General features: G+C 62.6%; 5 protein-coding genes. 4 read left to right on the forward strand and 1 reads right to left on the reverse strand.

All coding sequences use genetic code 11. The features are described 5' to 3' along the window. Positions 1–376: 376 nt before the first annotated feature. On the reverse strand, positions 377–1,447 hold the full coding sequence (locus ALA01S_RS30375) for a DUF932 domain-containing protein (RefSeq protein WP_066343420.1): 1,071 nt from the start codon (positions 1,445–1,447) through the stop codon (positions 377–379). Positions 1,448–1,820: 373 nt separating this feature from the next. Between ALA01S_RS30375 and ALA01S_RS30380 the strand changes: the two genes are divergently transcribed. From ALA01S_RS30380 to ALA01S_RS30395, 4 genes are all read left to right on the forward strand, one after another. Then, positions 1,821–2,045, forward strand: coding sequence for a hypothetical protein (locus ALA01S_RS30380; RefSeq protein ID WP_066343422.1), 225 nt, complete (start codon positions 1,821–1,823; stop codon positions 2,043–2,045). A 3-nt stretch (positions 2,046–2,048) separates the two neighbouring features. Next, positions 2,049–2,306 carry a hypothetical protein gene (locus ALA01S_RS30385; RefSeq protein WP_066343423.1) on the forward strand — a complete coding sequence of 86 codons (258 nt, stop codon included), beginning with the start codon at positions 2,049–2,051 and terminating at the stop codon, positions 2,304–2,306. A gap of 30 nt (positions 2,307–2,336) precedes the next feature. After that, positions 2,337–2,621 carry a hypothetical protein gene (locus ALA01S_RS30390; protein WP_066343425.1) on the forward strand — a complete coding sequence of 95 codons (285 nt, stop codon included), beginning with the start codon at positions 2,337–2,339 and terminating at the stop codon, positions 2,619–2,621. A gap of 307 nt (positions 2,622–2,928) precedes the next feature. Next, positions 2,929–3,453, forward strand: a complete 525-nt coding sequence (locus ALA01S_RS30395; protein WP_066343427.1) for a hypothetical protein — start codon at positions 2,929–2,931, stop codon at positions 3,451–3,453. Positions 3,454–3,549: the final 96 nt, after the last annotated feature.

Raw genomic sequence — 3,549 nt, forward strand, 5'->3', positions numbered from 1 at the left:
TCCGGCGCAGCCGGTCCGGCGCCCGCGCTCGCCATGACGCGGCGCGCGTCACAGGCTCGGCGTCAAGCCGCTTGCCATAGGTTCCGCATCCCCTCGGCCCCTATGAAGACAACGGCGAAGAGGCAATGCGGCAGGGCAACCATCCGCCCCCGCTGCTACCTCACCTGCCTTTGCCTGGCACTTGCGCCACTGGCGCCTGTGCCTCGCGCCACACCTTCACCACAACCACATAACGTGCCGCACGCAGCAACCGTGCAGCACGTGCACCGACTTTGGTAGCAACCGCGCCTGAGCAGGCGCCGCAGGCGCCGTGCTCCGTGGCACCGTCGGCACCACTTGGGCGGAAGAAGCCCGGCACACAGCCGGGCTGGTCGGCTTAACTCACCTTCGCCGGCTCCATTGCACCCGCAGTCACAGCCAGTTTGCGCACGGCATCCCACGCGTTGAGCTTCAAGCCCTCGCCGGCACCAAACCATGCGCTGGTCATCCGCGTGTCGTTGCTGCGGCCGCGCTCATGGTCCACGTAGTCAGTCACGGCGTTGAGCAGTGCCCACGCACTCTTGGTGCCGCACAGATCGGCACCGATCTGCTCACCGCCAAAAAGGCTCATCAACCTCTTATAGCCCCGGCTGGCGCGCACGTCCGGCAACGCCTTGCCCTTCGGCGCACCTTGCACCGACTGCAGCAGGCCAGCTACGAACGCGTCGGCCTGGGACTCGGTTACGTCCACCTGGGCCAACAGCCGGGCTTCCACGAACCACCGTTCCCAAGCGGTGAGCACAATGCCCAACTGCTGGCGCACCGCGTCGGCGTCAAACTTGCGCATGTGCGGCACGCGCACGCACTGCACAACCGGGCCTTCGATTCGGTCAACTTCTGTTTGGCCCATGCTGGCAGCACCGGCAGTCATGGCCGCGCCAGCAGCCATGGTCAAAGTGTTGTTGCAGACAACACGAACTGCCGTGAACTTGGCAACCGTGGCCATGGTGCCATCGTAGGAAGTTGCCAGAAGCAGATAAGGGCGGACGGTGTCTTGTCCGACGACAGGGGCACCGTCGTTGACCTTTGCCAGACCCCACACGCGCCGACCTTGTGAGAGCGCGCCCGCGGTTTCAAGCTGAAAGCCGCCGGCTTGCGCCAGCTTGCCGAAGAAGTCCAGGACCTCGCCGGGTTGCACGACGTTGTAGCCCAGGCTCACGACGCTCAAGGCAGCGCCGGTATCCGAGCGATAAAGCACATCGCGGCCCTTCACGGTGTCGATGGGGCGGTCTTCACCCCGTTGAAACAGCACAGGCGCGCGCTCCACGCTATAGGCCAAACCGGCTTCCTGCCGCCAAGTCTCCAGGCTGGCGCCGGCGGTCAGGCGCTGGCCGAGGCCATGCCAAGGCTCTGCACCGACGAACGCGATGGCGGGCCGGCCGGTCGTGGTGTCAATCAGGTGGCTCATTACTTACTCCATGGATGGTTGCTGAACAACGGCTGCGCTGTAGGGGATGTCGCTGCCGTTGGTATTAATGTAGTGCAAAACATGGACGACACGAAGCACTTTTGCACTACATTACAACCTGTCCTTAATGAATTTCAAGCAACAGCGCATGCCTTTTTTATTCTTATCGCCTCTTGTATCGTATTGCAAAACTGCTTTTGGTTGAGACAGTTATGCACTACATTAAAACTGCAGCAGCAACGCTGTAGGACTGGAGGTTGATGTGGCTTCACCGGTTTTCGCGTCTTCCCCGGCAGCCCGGGCAGGGCAGGGCTCCAGGCCCTACCTTCACCATTTCGGCAACGACGCGCTGGGTGCGGTTTGTAACGCGGCCATGGCCCGCGCACTGGCGAACATCGACCCCGAGCGTTCCTGCGACTACGACATCGAAGCTGCATTCATCGCCGAGGCCAATGGCCGCCTTGAGCCCGATGCACCGATGCCGGCCCTCTTCCATACCCTGGCGCCGCAGCTGGAGGCTTACTGCTCGCAAGGGGCCTGCGAAGTGCTCGCCCTGTGCGACGGCAACAGCATCGCCGGCTTTTCGCAGGAGGACTGAGCCATGGACGCCTTGACCATGCTGCAGATCGCCCGGCCGGGCCAGGAATGGTGGTCCAAAGGCCTGTTTGAGTGGCAAGCCGATGCACTTCATGCCCAAGAGGAGCGCGACCGCATAGCCGGCGAGTTCAGGCGGCACCGGCAGCAGATGCTGGCGCTGCTTACCGAAGTCCTGCCGACCTTGAGCGGCAGCGCCAGCGATCCAGACACGCTGGCCGGCAAGGCTGCTCAGGCCATCGAGCGGCTGCGCCGGGATGCCTGAAACCCTGTTTGCACCATTCAGGAGACCTCAATGGACGCATTGACCATTAACCCCGATGCACTGGGCCTGGAGGCCTGCGGCGCTGATACCGATGGCGAGCCGGAAAGCTACCTGCTCGGCACGCTCAAGGTGGGCACGTGCTGGCTGCATGTGGACGCCTACGAAGTCTGCCAAGTGGGCAATGAATGGCGCGCTCTGAACCCGGCCTATCAAGCAGATGTAGACCACGTCTACGGCCTGAGCGCGGATTCGCTGACCGCACTGAGTTTCAAGGGCCGTCAATACATCCTTGCCATCTACCCGTTTGCTTCTTGAGCGCAACAGTGATGAACACGACCAACGAAGACCAGCAACAGGCCGGCGCTCGATGCGCGTTGCCTGCGCAGGCAGATCGGGGCTGCGTTGAGCGTCCAGCCACGGTGGATCAACTGCGCACGGCGCGCCACCTGTGCCAATGCGATGAGGTGCGCGTGGAGGACAGTGCCCTGGTACGCACGGACTGCGAAAGCGGGGACACCTGGGTGCAAGCCTGGGTACGCCTTGACGTGGGCTCGGATGCTGCGTCATGAAATCCGCAGGCGCCTTTCGGCATTCCGTTGACTTAACAACTTGTGAGGCTGACATGCAGATCAGCATGACCATGGATTTTGGTGACCTGGCTGAACGCATGGCCGGGTTGGACACCGGGGCCTTCGTGACCACCGCTGAAGCGCGGAGCATGCGCGCTGCACTGGTGGAGGCAGGTATTTGGGCGCGCACGAACGAGGTGCCCCGTGCCCAATGGGAGCGCCTTCTCAAGGCCGCTTATTCGCGCACCCGCAACCTGCAGCCGGTGCTTGTTACTTGCGACGGGCTCGACGGTGTGGTTGAAGGGCTCGCGAACCCTCAATACCGCACCAGCGGCGGAGGGCTGCAGGAAGTGTTTTTCACGATTGAGCAAGCGGAACAGGTTGAGCGGGCTTTCCCGGATCTGTGCGAATCAGATTACAGGAGGGGTGCCTTTGTGCTGTTCGCAGGAACCGGCAGCGAGCGCGTGATCCTGCCCGAGTTCGTGAGGATGCTTGGCATGTGCAATTTCTCCGTACGCTGGCGGTTCGCTGCCGAAGGCTTCAAAGCCTTCGACTTGGCTGAAGTGGTGCAGCAGTAGGTGCGTGATCACCCAAAAGCAGAGTTCGATGGTGTCCTGGAAGCTCTGGCGACGGTCCGGCGTAGCCGGTCCGTCGTGCCGGGCAGGCGCAGCCTA

Source organism: Azohydromonas lata NBRC 102462 (assembly GCF_001571085.1).
Lineage (GTDB): Bacteria > Pseudomonadota > Gammaproteobacteria > Burkholderiales > Burkholderiaceae_C > Azohydromonas > Azohydromonas lata.

Bases quoted from the DNA above. Each gene is read 5' to 3' on its own strand.
- ALA01S_RS30375 (WP_066343420.1), bottom strand. From the start codon at position 1,447: ATGAGCCACCTGATTGACACCACGACCGGCCGGCCCGCCATCGCGTTC.
- ALA01S_RS30380 (WP_066343422.1), top strand. From the start codon at position 1,821: ATGGCCCGCGCACTGGCGAACATCGACCCCGAGCGTTCCTGCGACTAC.
- ALA01S_RS30385 (WP_066343423.1), top strand. From the start codon at position 2,049: ATGGACGCCTTGACCATGCTGCAGATCGCCCGGCCGGGCCAGGAATGG.
- ALA01S_RS30390 (WP_066343425.1), top strand. From the start codon at position 2,337: ATGGACGCATTGACCATTAACCCCGATGCACTGGGCCTGGAGGCCTGC.
- ALA01S_RS30395 (WP_066343427.1), top strand. From the start codon at position 2,929: ATGCAGATCAGCATGACCATGGATTTTGGTGACCTGGCTGAACGCATG.